At 44.5% G+C, this 15,817-nt stretch carries 13 protein-coding genes; all 13 read left to right on the forward strand.

The features are described 5' to 3' along the window. The first annotated feature begins 1 nt into the window (after nucleotide 1). The 13 genes from flgC (at nucleotide 2) to AC3CKG_RS03920 (ending at nucleotide 15,781) form a co-directional block, all read left to right on the forward strand. The gene (gene flgC / locus AC3CKG_RS03860) at nucleotides 2–415 is read left to right on the forward strand and encodes a flagellar basal body rod protein FlgC (protein ID WP_004736176.1); all 414 of its coding nucleotides are present in this window, start codon (nucleotides 2–4) and stop codon (nucleotides 413–415) included. 17 nt (nucleotides 416–432) lie between these two features. Then, nucleotides 433–1,146 (forward strand): flagellar hook assembly protein FlgD, encoded by a 714-nt coding sequence (flgD, locus tag AC3CKG_RS03865; protein ID WP_004736177.1) that lies wholly within the window; start codon nucleotides 433–435, stop codon nucleotides 1,144–1,146. Between the two features lie 50 nt (nucleotides 1,147–1,196). Next, nucleotides 1,197–2,501, forward strand: a complete 1,305-nt coding sequence (flgE, locus tag AC3CKG_RS03870; protein WP_017076830.1) for a flagellar hook protein FlgE — start codon at nucleotides 1,197–1,199, stop codon at nucleotides 2,499–2,501. A 270-nt stretch (nucleotides 2,502–2,771) separates the two neighbouring features. Further along, nucleotides 2,772–3,521 (forward strand): flagellar basal body rod protein FlgF, encoded by a 750-nt coding sequence (locus AC3CKG_RS03875; RefSeq protein WP_004736179.1) that lies wholly within the window; start codon nucleotides 2,772–2,774, stop codon nucleotides 3,519–3,521. 21 nt (nucleotides 3,522–3,542) lie between these two features. After that, nucleotides 3,543–4,331: a flagellar basal-body rod protein FlgG gene (gene flgG / locus AC3CKG_RS03880; protein ID WP_004736180.1), complete on the forward strand. Its 789-nt coding sequence runs from the start codon at nucleotides 3,543–3,545 to the stop codon at nucleotides 4,329–4,331. 113 nt (nucleotides 4,332–4,444) lie between these two features. Next, nucleotides 4,445–5,221 carry a flagellar basal body L-ring protein FlgH gene (flgH, locus tag AC3CKG_RS03885; protein WP_017106349.1) on the forward strand — a complete coding sequence of 259 codons (777 nt, stop codon included), beginning with the start codon at nucleotides 4,445–4,447 and terminating at the stop codon, nucleotides 5,219–5,221. A 93-nt stretch (nucleotides 5,222–5,314) separates the two neighbouring features. Then, on the forward strand, nucleotides 5,315–6,406 hold the full coding sequence (locus tag AC3CKG_RS03890) for a flagellar basal body P-ring protein FlgI (protein ID WP_010439299.1): 1,092 nt from the start codon (nucleotides 5,315–5,317) through the stop codon (nucleotides 6,404–6,406). 10 nt (nucleotides 6,407–6,416) lie between these two features. Next, nucleotides 6,417–7,352: a flagellar assembly peptidoglycan hydrolase FlgJ gene (flgJ, locus tag AC3CKG_RS03895; protein ID WP_102340701.1), complete on the forward strand. Its 936-nt coding sequence runs from the start codon at nucleotides 6,417–6,419 to the stop codon at nucleotides 7,350–7,352. Nucleotides 7,353–7,561: 209 nt separating this feature from the next. Next, nucleotides 7,562–9,442 (forward strand): flagellar hook-associated protein FlgK, encoded by a 1,881-nt coding sequence (gene flgK, locus AC3CKG_RS03900; protein ID WP_076668713.1) that lies wholly within the window; start codon nucleotides 7,562–7,564, stop codon nucleotides 9,440–9,442. 9 nt (nucleotides 9,443–9,451) lie between these two features. Further along, nucleotides 9,452–10,642 (forward strand): flagellar hook-associated protein FlgL, encoded by a 1,191-nt coding sequence (flgL, locus tag AC3CKG_RS03905; protein WP_004736186.1) that lies wholly within the window; start codon nucleotides 9,452–9,454, stop codon nucleotides 10,640–10,642. A gap of 423 nt (nucleotides 10,643–11,065) precedes the next feature. Continuing rightward, a complete protein-coding gene (locus AC3CKG_RS03910; RefSeq protein WP_004736187.1) occupies nucleotides 11,066–12,202 on the forward strand; it encodes a flagellin in 1,137 nt (378 codons plus the stop codon). A gap of 701 nt (nucleotides 12,203–12,903) precedes the next feature. Continuing rightward, nucleotides 12,904–14,037, forward strand: coding sequence for a flagellin (locus AC3CKG_RS03915; RefSeq protein ID WP_004736189.1), 1,134 nt, complete (start codon nucleotides 12,904–12,906; stop codon nucleotides 14,035–14,037). Nucleotides 14,038–14,650: 613 nt separating this feature from the next. After that, a complete protein-coding gene (locus tag AC3CKG_RS03920) occupies nucleotides 14,651–15,781 on the forward strand; it encodes a flagellin (RefSeq protein ID WP_017104817.1) in 1,131 nt (376 codons plus the stop codon). Nucleotides 15,782–15,817 lie beyond the last annotated feature (36 nt).

Raw genomic sequence — 15,817 nt, forward strand, 5'->3', positions numbered from 1 at the left:
GATGAGTTTATTCAATGTATTCAATGTGACTGGTTCTGCGATGAGTGCTGAATCTGTTCGTCTAAATACGACCTCGAGCAACCTTGCAAACGCGGACAGTGTAAGTAGTTCTGCTGAAGAAACTTACAAGGCTCGTCACGCAGTGTTCGGCGCTGAGTTAAATAAAGCACGCAACAGTGGTCACACTGTGCCTGTGAAAGTATTAGGTATTGTGGAAAGCGATAAGCCGCTGAGCGCGGAGTACAACCCGGATCACCCATTAGCGAACAACGAAGGCTATATCTACAAGCCTAACGTGAACGTTATGGAAGAAATGGCAAACATGATTTCGGCATCACGTGCGTACCAAACAAACGTGCAGGTTGCTGACTCGAGTAAACAAATGCTGCTGCGTACGCTGCAGATGGGTCAATAAGGATAAGGAGGTAGCACATGGCTGGAATCAACAACAATGTTGGTCAAAGCGGCTTGTCCTATGTTGACCAGCTGAAGAGTCTTCAAGATGGCGCTAAAAAGCCCGACGAAACAACAGGTAAGCAGGATCTTAAACAAGAAGACTTCTTATCTTTGTTGACTAAGCAATTAGCCCAACAAGACCCTTTTAAGCCGGTTAGCAATGACCAGATGATTGCGCAAATGGCTTCATTTGCGACCGTAGATGGCATTGGCAAAATGAATACACAGTTTGAAAGCTTGAATTCATCAATGACTTCTAACCAAGCACTGCAGGCTTCCTCTTTGGTTGGCCGCGATGTATTGGTTCCTGGTGCGGCAGGTGTGAAACCCGGTGATGGCGGTATGGCGTCCATGGTTAAGCTTCCTCAAGCAATGGACAATGTAATTGTTCGTGTTGAGAACGAAGTTGGCCAATTGGTTCGCACTTTTGATATCGGCTCTAAACCATCAGGCGACACACGTGTTGAATGGGACGGAAAAGACGAAGACGGTAACCCATTGCCGGCTGGTAAATACAACGTGAAAGCGTCGGGTTTACTGGATGGCGAGAACACAGAGTTCCAAGTGTCGAGCTATGCGAACGTGAACAGTGTGCTTCTTGGTAAGGGTGATGGCAACGTACTACTCAATCTGGCTGGTTTCACATCGCCAGTACGACTTGCTGAAGTACTAGAAGTTGGTAAAGCGTAACGCTTTAAAAGAGTGATTATGCTAGCTAGAGAGATTAGGAGAATATTGGAATGTCATATGTAGCTTTAAGCGGTCTATCCGCTGCACAACTAGACCTGAATACAACCAGTAACAACATTGCGAACGCAAACACATTCGGCTTTAAAGAGTCTCGTGCGGAGTTTGGCGATGTTTACTCAAGTTCGTTATTCACTAACGCAAAAACGACGGCAGGTGGCGGTGCGCAAGCTAGCCAAGTGGCGCAACAGTTCCATGAAGGTTCAAGTATTTATACTAACAACCCAATGGACTTACGTGTAAGTGGTACAGGTTTCTTTGCAGTATCGAAAGACCGTATGGTACCGGAGATCAATGAACTAACGCGTAATGGTGCATTTCACCTAAACAAAGACAACTACATGGTTACTGCTAACGATGAGTTTCTTTTAGGTTACGATGTTGATCCAAACTCGGGTGAAGTTCTTTCTTACGCACCAAAGCCACTCGACATTCCTGCTGAGTTTGGTAAGCCAAAACAGACAGAAAACATTGAAGTAGGGGTTAACCTTCCTGCAAACGGTGATCTTAAAGACCCGGCTGCATTTAACTTCAAAGATGCTGATACCTATAACCGTGCAACGTCTTCGACGGTATACGATTCTATGGGTCAGTCTTACAAGTTAACGACTTACTACCTCAAAGATCAGACTCAACCAAACACTTGGCAGACGTACTACACCATGTCAGATGAGAACGGTGAAAAGCCGGTCAACATTACTGGTGGTGATGCGACAAATGCACAAGGTCATGTTGGTCACACCATGAAGTTCAACAATGACGGTACGTTGGCGAGCCTTAACAATGGCCAGCCAATTAACTCTGAAGCACTAGGTGCTGGAGCGAACCCAATTGATCTGAACGGTGCTGATCCAACGCAAGTGCTTAAGTTTGGTCTAGATTCGTCAACTCAGTTTGCTGCTCCATTTGAACTCACTAAGTTCGATGAAGATGGCGCGACAACAGGTTTCTTAACCAAAATCGATTTCGATGAGTACGGCAGTGTTTTAGGTACTTACTCAAATGGTGAAAACGTGATGCTTGGCCGTGTAGGCTTGGTTCGTGTACCAAATGAGCAAGGTCTAGATAAGAAAGGCGGCACTCAGTGGGATTCTACTAATGACTCAGGTTCTAAAATCTGGGGTGAATCGAACAAAGGTTCATTTGGTAGCATCAACAACGGCTCGCTAGAGCAGTCGAACATCGATATGACTCAAGAACTGGTTGATTTGATTTCTGCTCAACGTAACTTCCAAGCGAACTCGCGTTCTTTAGAAGTGCACAACCAACTGCAACAGAATATTCTTCAGATTCGTTAATCGTTTCGAGCGTTTGAATCATCTGCGAATACCCAATTCAATGTTATTGAATTGGGTATTGTTGGTGAATTTGATATGGCAGTTTGCTTTTCTATTTGCCGCCCCTATTGCCGCACGGTAATGCCACTGGCAACAATTCTTCCTCAATGATCCTTTTGCGATCCCTCTTCTTAGTCGTTTTTCTATTTAAATTATTGATAAATAACAGTTAAAAATATTGGCACAGTGTTTGCTTTATTAGCCCCAGAAGATGATTTTTGGAGCAAAATTATGGATCGCGCACTGTTTCTTGCCATGAGTGGCGCTAAGCAAAATATGCAAGCTTTGCAGCTACGTGCTAACAACCTTGCCAACGTAAGTACAACGGGTTTCCGTGCTGATTTAGCACAAGCACGTTCAATGCAAGCGTACGGTGAAGGCATGCCTACTCGTGTTTTCAGCATGACAGAACGTCCGGGTCATAATTTCGCACAAGGTAGTGTGGTCACCACTGGCCGCGATCTCGATGTCACGATACAAGGTGATGGCTGGATTTCGGTAATGGACAACACGGGCCGTGAAGGTTTAACACGTAACGGTAACCTAAAGGTTGATCAAAACGGTTTGTTAACCAACGCAAGCGGTCATTTGGTGTTAGGCGAGAACGACGCACCTATCACACTACCTATTCCTATCAGTAAAGTAGAAATCGGCACAGACGGTACCATTTCGGTGATTCCTCAAGGCGCTCCAGCTGAAGAATTAGCGATTGTCGACCGTATCAAACTTGTGCGTCCAGATAATCAAAGCTTATTTAAAGACACGAATGGTCTATTCCGTTCGAAAAACCCAGATCAGGCATACGAAGCAGATGCAGCGGTAACGTTGCTAAAAGGTGCCATCGAAGGCAGTAACGTAAATGCTGTCGGTGAAATGACCAGCCTAATTGACTTACAACGTCAATTCGAAATGCAGGTCAAGATGATGAGCACAGCAGAGGAAATGGACAAGTCGTCTGATTCACTGCTTCGTATGAGCTAATAGAATTTAAAGGAATTTGCTATGCATCCAGCATTATGGGTAAGTAAAACAGGTTTAGACGCCCAACAAACCAATATCTCAACAATTTCAAACAACCTTGCCAACGCCTCAACCATTGGCTTTAAAAAGAGTCGTGCGGTATTTGAAGATTTGTTCTATCAGAATATCAATCAGCCGGGTGGCCAATCTTCTCAGAATACTGAGCTGCCAAGTGGTTTGATGTTGGGTGCTGGTTCTAAAGTTGTAGCAACTCAAAAAGTTCACACTCACGGTAACGCACAAACGACATCGAACAGCTTGGATATGATGATCGAAGGTGATGGCTTCTTCCAAGTGGAAATGCCAGACGGTGAAACAGGCTACAGCCGAAATGGTCAATTCACATTGAACGGTGATGGCGCGATCGTAACTTCGGGTCAAGGTTATGCTTTGCAACCAGAAATCGTTATTCCTGAAGATGCGATTTCGGTGACGGTTGGTAACGATGGTGAAGTATCGGTTCGTCTACGTGGTGAGCAAAACAACGTCGTGGTTGGCCAAATCACCATTACTGACTTCGTAAACCCAGGTGGTTTAGAGCCAGTCGGTCAAAACCTTTACTTACCAACGGGCGCAAGTGGCGATCCGCAAGAGGGCGTTCCGGGCTTTGATGGCTTGGGTAACATCCGTCAGTCGATGCTAGAAACATCGAACGTAAACGTAACCGAAGAACTGGTTAACATGATTGAAGCTCAACGTGTTTACGAAATGAACTCAAAAGTTATCTCGTCAGTAGACAAGATGATGAGCTTTGTTAACCAACAGCTGTAATTGGTTTATTTGCCGTTTACTGACTTATTTACAATTAATAGATCTGTTTTTAATGAATAGACGAGTTTCTACTCATTGATCTATTTACCATTGCCTGCTGAGAGTATATCGCCATGAAACGTATTTTTTGTTTAGCTCTGTTTCTGTCTATGACAGGTTGTTCTGTACTGGATCCCATCGAAACTCCAGCACAAGAAAACGCGACTACAGTGGTTGATGCAGTGGAGGGTGATAAGTCGGCTGAAGAGAGCTCTGGTATTATTGACACCCTTCGTGGCAGAACCGATCCAATCGCGGGCGACCCTGCATGGGCGCCAATCAACCCAAAGAAGAAACCTGAACATTATGCCGCAGCGACAGGCTCGCTGTTCAATGTGAGCCATATTGGCAGCATGTACGACGATTCAAAGCCTCGCGGTATTGGTGACATCATTACAGTTGCACTCGATGAAAATACTCGAGCGACCAAAAAAGCCAATGCAGACATGTCTAAGTCGAACGATGCATCAATGGAACCATTGGCTGTTGGTGGCCAAGAGCTGACCATAGACAAGTACAACTTCTCTTACGACCTGAGTAACACCAACACCTTTGCTGGTGATACCTCAGCCAACCAAAGTAACAGCATCAGCGGCTACATCACCGTAGAAGTGATCGAAGTGTTAGCCAATGGCAACCTCGTGGTTCGTGGTGAAAAGTGGATGACACTGAACACGGGCGACGAGTATATCCGCCTAAGTGGCACTATCCGCCCTGACGATATTGATTTCGAAAATACCATTGCTTCGAACCGAGTTTCTAACGCGCGAATTCAGTACTCAGGTACTGGCGTTCAGAAAGATATGCAAGAGCCTGGATTCTTGGCACGATTCTTTAATGTATCTCTGTAGAGCTTGAGACAGTGTCGACATACTGACACGCCCAGAATTATCTAATTTCAAGCTAACTCATTATAAATTAAAGCAATACAGACAGGTTATTCAATGAAAAAACTGACACTCGTACTACTCGGCATGCTATTTCTTGCCACCAGTGCCCATGCTGCGCGTATTAAAGACGTGGCAAAAGTGGCGGGTGTTCGTAGTAACCAACTTGTCGGCTATGGTTTGGTCACAGGTTTGCCGGGTACTGGTGAGACAACTCCCTTTACCGATCAAACGTTTAACGCAATGCTGCAAAATTTTGGCATTCAATTGCCGCCTGGCACCAAGCCAAAAACCAAAAACGTAGCGGCCGTTATCGTTACCGCTGAACTTCCGGCATTCTCTAAGCAAGGTCAGGAAGTTGACGTAACAGTATCTTCTATCGGTTCAGCAAAAAGCCTTCGTGGTGGTACCTTGCTACAGACCTTCCTAAAAGGTTTAGATGGTCAAGTGTACGCGGTAGCACAAGGTAACTTGGTGGTAAGTGGCTTTAGTGCGCAAGGTAACGACGGCTCTAAAATCGTCGGTAACAACCCTAATGTCGGCATCATTTCTAGTGGCGCAACGGTTGAACAAGAGATCCCAACACCATTCGGTCGTGGCGATTACATCACTTTCAACTTAATCCAATCAGATTTCACAACCGCTCAACGTTTGGCTGATGCGGTGAATAATTTCCTAGGTCCACAAATGGCTTCAGCGGTCGACGCGACTTCAGTAAAAGTTCGCGCACCACGTGAAATCAGCCAACGTGTGGCTTTCCTTTCTGCCATCGAAAACATCGAATTCGATCCTGCAGAGGGCTCTGCAAAAATCATTGTTAACTCACGTACTGGTACGATTGTGGTTGGTAAGCATGTTCGCTTAAAAGCTGCTGCGGTAACGCACGGTGGTATGACGGTCGCAATCAAAGAAAACTTAAACGTGAGCCAACCCAATGCATTTTCTGGTGGCCAAACAGTGGTGGTTCCTGATTCAGATATCGAAGTCACTGAAGCTGATGGCAAGATGTTCAAGTTTGAACCGGGCTTAACGCTGGATGATTTGGTTCGCGCAGTCAACGAAGTGGGCGCAGCGCCTTCTGATTTAATGGCAATCCTTCAAGCACTGAAACAAGCAGGTGCAATTGAAGGCCAATTGATCATTATCTAAGGAATAAAGCATGATTAAGAATAACAATGACATCGGCTTTATTCACGACATCGGCAGCCTAGATCGTCTTCGTCAACAAGCAGTAAATGGTGAAGAAGGCAGCGAGAAAGAAGCATTAACTGCTGCGGCAAAACAGTTTGAATCCATTTTTACGTCGATGTTGTTTAAGTCGATGCGTGATGCGAACTCTAGCTTTAAGTCAGATATGCTGAACAGCCAGAACGAACAGTTTTATCGTCAGATGCAAGATGACCAAATGGCGAGTGAGTTGAGTGCTTCAGGTTCATTAGGCCTTGCGGATATGATCGTGGCTCAATTAAGCGCGGGTCAAGCAAGTGATGCGACAGAAGACAAGGTTCGCAGTGAAGGCTTTGATACCTCTCTGGAAAGACCTCAGTATTCAGGTCGTTCAGAAGGGAAAGTCTCTGAAGTTCAATCAGCTAAGTCAGCAACAGCCATGTCAGCAGCAAAACAACCCGCTTCATTTGATTCTCCAGAATCGTTTGTTACCTCAATGAAGCCTTACGCTGAAAAAGCGGCGAGCGCACTCGGTGTTGATTCGTCATTGCTATTAGCACAAGCGGCACTTGAAACAGGTTGGGGTTCTAAGATGATTAAGAACTCTTTGGGCAACAGCAACAACCTATTCAACATCAAAGCAGATAGAAGTTGGAAGGGCGATAAGGTCGCGACTCAAACGCTTGAGTTTCATGGTAAAACAGCCGTTAAAGAGTCCGCTTCTTTCCGTTCTTACTCTAATTTCGAAGATAGCTTTAATGATTACGTGAAGTTCTTGAACGAAAACCCAAGATACGAAACAGCGCTACAGCATCAAGGCAATTCAGAGAATTTCATTAAAGGCATTCATCAGGCTGGTTACGCAACCGACCCTAACTATGCAGACAAGGTTTTACGAGTTAAAGCCAAGATCGATGAGATGAACTAGCGTCATAAATCAATATAGAGAGCTTGCTACTGGCAGGCTCTTTTCTTATCCGCCCCTTCCGATCTTGCCACTCCTTTCATCGTTATCTCTTTACACTTCAATAAATTATTGTCTTTTAGTTCTCCGGACTTCCTATTGGCACATATATTGCTTTTTAAACCTGTAGTTAATCAGTTCATTCTGATTTTGTTAAGTTTTTTGGGGGCATTATGGCGTCGGATCTTCTGAATGTAGGGGCACAAAGTGTTCTTACGGCTCAGAGACAGCTAAACACCACAGGTCATAACATTTCTAACGCCAACACAGAGGGTTATAGCCGCCAGTCTGTGATTCAAGGTGTGAATGACCCGCGCCAGTACGGTGGGCAAACCTACGGTATGGGTGTGCATGTGGAAAATGTTCGCCGCTCTTGGGATCAGTTTGCCGTTAAAGAACTTAACTTATCGACAACCAATGCCGCCAACAAAGGTGATACCGAAGCCAACCTCGATATGCTGTCGAGCATGTTGTCATCGGTCGCTTCAAAGAAGATTCCAGAAAACCTCAACGAATGGTTTGATTCCGTTAAGACTCTCGCCGATACCCCGAATGATGTGGGTGCGCGTAAAGTCGTGTTAGAGAAAGCAGGGCTTGTAACTAAAACCTTGAATGAATTTCATGAGACGGTGCGTCAACAGTCTGATTCTACGAACAAAAAATTAGAAGTCGGCATAGAACGTGTAAACCAAATAGCGGTTGAGATTCGTGATGTTCAGCGTTTGATGATGCGAACACCAGGGCCTCACAATGATCTACGAGATCAGCACGAAAAGCTGATCAATGAGCTATCTGGTTACACCAAAGTGACGGTAACGCCGCGCTCTAATGCGGAAGGATTTAACGTCCATATTGGTAATGGTCATACCTTGGTTTCTGGTAGTGAAGCAAGTCAACTGAAGCTAGTTGACGGTTTACCTGATACGCATCAGCGTCGATTAGCGATAGTTGAAGGCAAGTCTTTGAAGCCGATTACCAGTAATGATATCGATGGGAAAATCGGTGCCATGCTCGATATGCGCGACGAACATATCCCAGGCATCATGGACGAACTTGGACGTTTGGCGACGGCTTTCTCTGAGAAAGTGAACTCTCTTCAATCACAAGGTTTGGACCTCAATGGCAACGTAGGCCAAAACATTTTCACCGATGTGAACTCTGAGCGCGTGGCGAAATCACGCGTGACGGCTGGCAGCCAATCAAAGGCTGATGTTGCCGTTTATATTGATGACACCTCGGCTTTGAAAGGCGGCGAGTACGGTCTTAAGTATGATGGTAGTGATTATGTCGTGACCAAGCCTGACGGTGAAACGGTAAAAGTCAGCACTAATTCAGCGGGCAATGCTTTTTATCTAGACGGTATGCGAGTCGAAGTTCGAAACCCGCCTGAATTGGGTGAGAAGCTGTTACTGCGTCCAACTCGTAACTTTGCTGCTCAGATTCAGATGGAAACCAAAGACCCAAGAGATATTGCCGCACAAAGTTATGAGGCATCGACTACGTTTGCGAAAGGCTCGGCGGGGTTCAAGATCCTAGCGGCTGGTCAATTGCGTGAGTTTGAAGTGATTGTTTCACCAAAAGGTGAGCAGTTTGCCGTAACTGACCCGAAAGGCAATATTTTAATGCAGCCGCAGCCGTACCCACCTGAAGGGCCGGTTACGATTAATGGCACGACTTTCGAGTTGACCGCTGGCGCTGTGGCAAACGATAAATTTACGGCAAACCTTGTCCCATCTGAGGGTGACAACGGTAACTTGCGTAAACTGCAAGATCTCCAAACTGGAAAGATCTTGAATGATGGTGAGTCTACGATTTTAGACCTTTACCACAACTTGAATACCAATACGGGCCTGAAAGCGTCGACGGCAAATCGCTTAAGCGACATTGCCACCTTAGAAAAGGAATCCGCTCAGGAACGTATTGCTTCAGTGTCGGGGGTTAACCTCGATGAAGAAGCGGCAAATATGATGAAATTTCAGCAAGCGTATATGGCTTCTTCTCGCATCATGCAAGCAGCCAATGATACGTTCAATACTATTTTGGCTCTGAGGTAGGAAGTATAAATGTTGAATCGTATTTCTAGCTTCCACAACTACCAATCTGTTCAGAACGACTTGCGTCGTCAAGAGAACAAGATACATCACAACCAAGCGCAACTTGCTTCTGGTAAGAAGTTGCAGTCGCCAAGTGATGATCCTCTTGCGACCCACTATTTACAAAATATTGGTCAGCAATCAGAGCAGCTTAAGCAATATAGTGACGCAATCGTCTTGGTTCGTAATCGATTGGAACATCATGAGGTATTGGTCTCCAACACCGAAGGCTTTGCTGATGAAGCAAAACGAACTGTGATGGAAATGATTAACGGTGCGCTCTCTCCAGAGGATCGTTTAGCGAAGAAACGCGAGATCCAAGAATTATCGAATAACTTTCTGCATCTAGCTAACTCTCAAGATGAGTCGGGTAACTACACGTTTGCGGGTACGAAGCCGAAGAATCAACCCTTCTTTAGAGATAATCAAGGTAACGTCAGCTATCAGGGCGATGACTATCAGCGAAAGATGCGTGTAGCGAGTAGCTTCGAGATGGCGATGAATGATCCGGGTAGCAAGTTATTTATGGAAATAGATAACCCGTTTGGTGATTACGAACCGCAGTACGAGCTTGAACCCGCTTCTGAATTACTTTTGGAACGTGCGACGAACTCAGCTGAAGATGGCTCAACGTATAAAGTGACGTTCGTTGATATGCAGACAGGAAATTATGCTTATCAACTTGAAAAAGATGGCGCAGTGGTGGCCGCAGAAGACTTTGATCCTTCGACTGGCATTGTCTATGAAGGGCTGAATATCCAAATCAAAGGCCAAATCACTAAAGGTGATTCGATCACCTTAGAACCGCGAGAAACCTTCTCTATCTTTGATACGTTCAAAGAAGCGGCTGAACAGGCTGAAAACCCGGTATCGGATGCATCAGCAACAGCGAAATTACACCAAGTAACAGAAGAGTTCCACGCTGCGTTTATCCATTTGACCAAGGCAAGAACCGATGTTGGTGCGCGTTTAAGTACGCTGGATATTCAAGAGCAGCAACATGAAGATTTTAAGTTGTCTTTAGCCAAAGCAAAAAGCAACTTTGAAGACTTGGATTACTCGAAGGCCATCATTGAGTTCAATGAAAACTCTCGGGCATTGCAAGCTTCTCAACAAGCGTTTGGTAAAACCAAAGACCTGACCTTGTTTAACTATATTTAATGATCAATTGGTATTTAGTGGTGAATTAACACTCACCATTGAAGTTAGATTCTTTGCCATATGTGCTATGCCGTATGAGCGAATCACTTCAACCTTTGCCGGTTTTTTATACAGGATATCATCTGTTTGAAAATAGCGGCAAAAAGCGGCAATGGGCGAATGAAGGTATTTTTTGTTCCCCAAGCCAGTTAAACCAAATCGAGTTAAGTTTTAATTTAAGTGATTGATTTTATGTATATTAAAAATTAATCAAAACAGTATTAAACTTGGCATATAACTTGTATCTGTGTTGGTCATAAAATGATTTATACAGATCTTAAACCCTGCATAGGGTTTAGCGAGTAATACACGGTCAGTGCTTATCCATATGAGAGTAAAGCTGGCCGCTTCGCAGAAAGTTTGCGAACTCATAAGGAGAGCAAAATGGCTATTAATGTAAGCACTAACGTTTCTGCTATGACAGCACAGCGTTACCTGAATAAAGCGTCTAATGATTTAGCGACCTCTATGGAGCGCTTGTCATCAGGGCATAAAATCAACAGCGCGAAAGATGATGCAGCCGGTCTGCAAATCTCTAACCGTTTAACGGCGCAATCACGTGGTTTAGACGTGGCAATGCGTAATGCCAATGATGGTATTTCAATTGCACAAACCGCTGAAGGCGCGATGAACGAATCAACCAACGTGCTACAACGTATGCGTGATCTGGCGATTCAATCATCAAACGGTACAAACTCGGCAGCGGAACGTACAGCGCTTAATGAAGAGTCTTCGGCACTTCAAGATGAGCTAAACCGTATCGCGGAAACAACCTCATTTGGTGGCCGTCGTCTGTTGAATGGTTCATTTGGTGAAGCATCTTTCCAAATAGGTTCTAGCTCTGGTGAAGCAATGATTATGGGACTCACTAGCGTTCGTGCTGATGATTTCCGTATGGGCGGTACTACGTTCGATTCTGAAAATGGTAAAGATAAAAGCTGGGAAGTGCCGCCAACGGCGAGCGATCTTAAGTTTGAATTTAGAACCAAAGCAGGTGAAGACATCGTTTTAGATATCAATACCAAAGCGGGTGATGATATCGAAGAGCTTGCTACTTACATTAATGGTCAATCTGATCTTGTGAACGCATCGGTAACCGATGATGGTCGCATACAACTATTCGTTGCTGAACCTGACCTTGACGGTGCAATGTCGATCTCTGGTGGTCTAGCATCTGAGCTAGGTATTAAGAGTGAAGGCCGTGCAACATCGGTTCAAGATATCAGCCTGACTAGCGTTGCAGGTTCACAAAACGCAATCAGCGTAATTGATTCTGCAATGAAGTATGTAGATTCACAGCGTGCTGATTTGGGTGCTAAACAGAACCGTCTAAGCCACAGTATTAATAACTTGGCGAACGTTCAAGAGAACGTAGACGCTTCTAACAGCCGAATCAAAGATACGGACTTTGCGAAAGAGACGACGCAAATGACCAAATCACAAATTCTGCAACAAGCAGGTACTTCGATACTTGCTCAAGCAAAACAGTTGCCTAACTCTGCAATGACACTATTGCAATAGTTATTGGTTGAACTTGCTGTTCGTGTTCAGACGTGAGCCATACAGCAAGGGATACTGGCAAGCATACTTACTATGAGTGTTTAGCTCTCTCATCTCTCACCTGCTATTCATTTTTACGGTAAGAATGCAACGGCGAGTCAGAAATGTGTTCATTTCTCGATGATCTCCACATAGGCTCTGACCTGCCAACTAGCCCCGGTTCTCTCAAAGGAAAAGGGGCTTTTTCCTTTCTGTTTTTAATTTCTCTGTTTCCTATCTTTTTGCTTTCTACCTTTTTGTTTTCCTGTTTTCTGCGTTTCCCGCTGGCTTCTAACTTTAGGTTTCTGATCTTTAACGTTTCAATTCATCCCATTTTCTTCGTTACAAATGCTTTCCTTGGCAAGATAAATTGCACAATCTTTAAGCCCATCTGCGATCTTTGGTGATTGATCATTTCTGAGCTTTGACCAATTTGAACGACAGTTAGCGTGTTTTTTGAACAAGTCAGGATCTTTAGCCCATTAAATTCAATAGCTGTTTTAGAAAAGTGATAAATTTAAGTTTATGATAAATAACGAGTTAATATTTTATTTGTGGTTTTTTAAAAGTTTTTCTAAAGCTTCGGGATTTTGAGCCGTTATTAAAAGTAACTTTGAGAGAACTACTTGGTTTTCCGAGACGTCGGAAACCGCTATACCGGAAAATCAATTGGAGAAATCACCATGGCAGTGAATGTAAATACAAACGTTTCAGCGATGACTGCGCAACGTTACCTAAACAACGCAAACAGCGCACAACAAACATCAATGGAGCGCCTAGCTTCAGGTTCTAAAATCAACAGCGCAAAAGATGACGCTGCGGGCCTACAAATCTCTAACCGTTTGAACGTTCAGAGCCGCGGCCTTGATGTTGCTGTTCGTAACGCGAACGACGGTATCTCTATTGCACAAACTGCTGAAGGTGCAATGAACGAGACAACCAACATCCTACAACGTATGCGTGATTTGTCTCTACAATCTTCAAACGGCTCAAACTCAAAATCTGAGCGTGTAGCGATTCAAGAAGAAGTTACAGCACTGAACGACGAACTGAACCGTATTGCGGAAACCACGTCTTTCGGTGGCAACAAGCTGCTTAACGGTACTCACGGTACTAAATCATTCCAAATCGGTGCAGATAACGGTGAAGCGGTAATGCTTCAACTGAAAGACATGCGCTCTGATAACGCTCAGATGGGTGGTAAGAGCTACCAAACTGAGAACGCGAAAGACAAAGACTGGAACGTTCAAGCTGGCGCAAACGACCTAAAAATGTCGTTCACTGATAACTTCGGCCAAGCGCAAGAAATCGATGTGTCTGCGAAAGCGGGCGACGACATCGAAGAGCTAGCAACGTACATCAACGGTCAACAAGACTCTGTTAAAGCGTCTGTAACTGAAGACGGTAAGCTACAAATGTTTACTGGTAACAACAAAGTTGAAGGCGAAGTGGCATTCTCTGGCAGCCTTGCTGGCGAACTAGGCATGCAACCTGGCAAAGATGTAACGGTTGATACTATCGACGTAACATCAGTTGGCGGCGCACAAGAATCTGTAGCTGTTATCGATGCGGCACTTAAGTACGTAGACAGCCACCGTGCTGAACTGGGTGCTTTCCAAAACCGTTTCGACCACGCTATCAGCAACTTAGACAACATTAACGAGAACGTTAACGCATCTAAGAGCCGTATTAAAGATACCGATTTCGCGAAAGAAACGACTCAGATGACTAAGTCTCAGATCCTTTCTCAAGCTTCAAGCTCGATCCTTGCTCAAGCGAAGCAAGCACCGAACTCGGCACTTAGCCTACTAGGTTAATCGATTGAAAGGCCACGTTGACTATATGTTGTTGATCATCATAGGCGTTAACGTAAGGCTTCCACAAATTAGCTCGTGGTGAGAGATGAGCGCTAAACAGACCCAGCTTCGGCTGGGTTTTTTATTGCCTGTTATTTGGTGAAGGTGTATTGGGAAAGTGCAATGTTGGTTGATAGAAGAAAAAGCGAGATTCCCTATCACGCTCGTTCCTCACTGTAGGGAATGACGGGGATTGGGAAATGATGATTTCCTCGCTTACTACATCGAAGCAGCCTTTCGTCATCCCAGAATCGAGTAGAACGAGATATCAGGGATCTTTTTGGGTTTTTATATTCAACACCACGCTCATTAATCCAAGTTGAATGGAAACTTTAGCGAATGTCGCTCTATTAATTGAATCCCGATCACACTTTTCTTTGTTGTTGAAAAGAATACGAAAAAAAGCACATTTTTTATTAAAGCTTCTACTTAAGGGGCCGTTAAAGGGATTGAGAGAAATGATATGTACCAATGTAAGGTGAGAGAGACACTGGTGCATAAACAAAATTGACATGTATTTGTGTGAGGTGAGAGTCACATAAGTACATTAAAAAATGCCTAAAGGAGATCAACTATGGCGATTAATGTAAGCACTAATGTGTCTGCAATGACGGCTCAGCGCTACCTGAATAGCGCGGCTGAAGGTACTCAAAAATCAATGGAGCGTTTGTCTTCTGGCTATAAAATCAATAGCGCAAAAGATGATGCTGCAGGCCTACAAATCTCTAACCGCTTAACGTCGCAAAGCCGTGGCCTAGATATGGCTGTGAAAAACGCGAATGACGGTATCTCTATTGCACAGACAGCTGAAGGTGCAATGAATGAGTCAACCAACATTCTGCAACGTATGCGTGACCTTTCTCTTCAATCTTCAAATGGTTCAAACAGCAAATCTGAACGTGTTGCGATCCAAGAAGAAGTCTCTGCTCTAAACACTGAACTTAACCGTATTGCTGAAACGACCTCTTTTGGTGGTAACAAGCTTCTTAACGGTACTTACGGTAGCCAATCTTTCCAAATTGGTGCTGATTCTGGTGAAGCAGTAATGCTAACGATGAACAACATGCGTACCGACACTCAAGACATGGGTGGCAAAAGCTACGGCGTTACTGAAGGTAAAGATGCTTCATGGCGTGTGGCTGCGGGCTCTGACCTAACGATCAAATACAACGATAAGTTTGGTGAAGCACAAGAGTTGTCTATTTCTGCGAAGGAAGGCAACGATATGGAAGAGCTAGCAACTTACATCAACGGTCAAAGCCAAGACGTTAAAGCGTCTGTTGGTGAAGGCGGCAAACTGCAACTTTTCGCTTCAAGCCAAAAAGTTGATGGTGATGTTGAGTTCGGCGGCAGCCTTGCTGGTGAACTTGGTATTGGTGCAGCTAAAGACGTGACTGTTAACGATATCGACGTAACTTCAGTTGCTGGTGCAAATGAAGCGGTGTCTATCATTGATGGCGCACTAAAATCTGTTGATAGTAACCGTGCTTCTCTTGGTGCTTTCCAAAACCGTTTTGACCACGCAATCAGCAACTTAGATAACATCAACGAAAACGTTAATGCATCTAAGAGCCGTATCAAAGATACTGATTACGCGAAAGAAACAACAGCAATGACGAAGTCTCAAATCCTACAACAGGCGAGTACTTCTATCCTAGCTCAAGCAAAACAATCACCATCAGCAGCTCTAAGCTTATTGGGCTAAACTTACTTCGGTAAGTAGCGGTAAACTCTACTTTGG

The organism is Vibrio sp. QJM3NY_15 (genome assembly GCF_057785995.1).

What these genes read in the sequence shown, in the direction of transcription:
- flgC (WP_004736176.1), top strand. Translation starts at nt 2, where the DNA reads ATGAGTTTATTCAATGTATTCAATGTGACTGGTTCTGCGATGAGTGCT.
- flgD (WP_004736177.1), top strand. Translation starts at nt 433, where the DNA reads ATGGCTGGAATCAACAACAATGTTGGTCAAAGCGGCTTGTCCTATGTT.
- flgE (WP_017076830.1), top strand. Translation starts at nt 1,197, where the DNA reads ATGTCATATGTAGCTTTAAGCGGTCTATCCGCTGCACAACTAGACCTG.
- AC3CKG_RS03875 (WP_004736179.1), top strand. Translation starts at nt 2,772, where the DNA reads ATGGATCGCGCACTGTTTCTTGCCATGAGTGGCGCTAAGCAAAATATG.
- flgG (WP_004736180.1), top strand. Translation starts at nt 3,543, where the DNA reads ATGCATCCAGCATTATGGGTAAGTAAAACAGGTTTAGACGCCCAACAA.
- flgH (WP_017106349.1), top strand. Translation starts at nt 4,445, where the DNA reads ATGAAACGTATTTTTTGTTTAGCTCTGTTTCTGTCTATGACAGGTTGT.
- AC3CKG_RS03890 (WP_010439299.1), top strand. Translation starts at nt 5,315, where the DNA reads ATGAAAAAACTGACACTCGTACTACTCGGCATGCTATTTCTTGCCACC.
- flgJ (WP_102340701.1), top strand. Translation starts at nt 6,417, where the DNA reads ATGATTAAGAATAACAATGACATCGGCTTTATTCACGACATCGGCAGC.
- flgK (WP_076668713.1), top strand. Translation starts at nt 7,562, where the DNA reads ATGGCGTCGGATCTTCTGAATGTAGGGGCACAAAGTGTTCTTACGGCT.
- flgL (WP_004736186.1), top strand. Translation starts at nt 9,452, where the DNA reads ATGTTGAATCGTATTTCTAGCTTCCACAACTACCAATCTGTTCAGAAC.
- AC3CKG_RS03910 (WP_004736187.1), top strand. Translation starts at nt 11,066, where the DNA reads ATGGCTATTAATGTAAGCACTAACGTTTCTGCTATGACAGCACAGCGT.
- AC3CKG_RS03915 (WP_004736189.1), top strand. Translation starts at nt 12,904, where the DNA reads ATGGCAGTGAATGTAAATACAAACGTTTCAGCGATGACTGCGCAACGT.
- AC3CKG_RS03920 (WP_017104817.1), top strand. Translation starts at nt 14,651, where the DNA reads ATGGCGATTAATGTAAGCACTAATGTGTCTGCAATGACGGCTCAGCGC.